The 755-nt window shown below is 45.2% G+C and carries 2 rRNA genes; both read left to right on the forward strand.

The features are described from left to right. Window positions 1-187 (forward strand): 16S ribosomal RNA (locus tag L5M28_RS23995); the annotation flags it as partial. Between the two features lie 362 nt (window positions 188-549). Beyond that, a 23S ribosomal RNA gene (locus L5M28_RS24000) occupies window positions 550-755 on the forward strand; the annotation flags it as partial.

Here is a 755-nt window from a genome sequence, read left to right on the forward strand (position 1 = left end):
GATCAGAATGCCACGGTGAATACGTTCCCGGGCCTTGTACACACCGCCCGTCACACCATGGGAGTGGGCTGCAAAAGAAGTGGGTAGCTTAACCTTCGGGGGGGCGCTCACCACTTTGTGGTTCATGACTGGGGTGAAGTCGTAACAAGGTAGCCCTAGGGGAACCTGGGGCTGGATCACCTCCTTACCTATACGACTAACTTAATGTTTGTTGAGTGTTCACACAGATTGCTTGTTTAGCTTCTCTCACGAGAAGTCAGAGCGAAACATCCCTCTTGCAGGTAGATGTTGTTCTTTAACAATTTGGAAAGCTGATAGTATTTAATTGCATGAGTCTGTCATGTAATTAATTACAAAACGTTTAATGCGCAAGCATTGAACATGAGTTCTCAAACACTTTATTAAGTGTCTTGAATATTCAAAAGTAAATTATTCTTTATTGAATAGTTTACGTCTAAGGCGCGTCCACTTCTTTGGTCAGAAGTGAGACAAGTAAAACCAAGCTGGTCGCAATGCGRCTCAGRTGAGTGAAACTCATTTGGGTTGTATGGTTAAGCGACTAAGCGTATACGGTGGATGCCTTGGCAGTCAGAGGCGATGAAGGACGTAGTAACTTGCGAAAAGCGTTGGCGAGCTAGTAACAAGCATTTGAGCTAACGATGTCCGAATGGGGGAACCCAGCAGCATAAGCTGTTATCGCAACATGAATACATAGTGTTGCGAGGCGAACGAGGGGAACTGAAACATCTAAGTAC

Source organism: Shewanella sp. SW32 (assembly GCF_025653365.1).
GTDB lineage: Bacteria > Pseudomonadota > Gammaproteobacteria > Enterobacterales > Shewanellaceae > Shewanella > Shewanella oncorhynchi.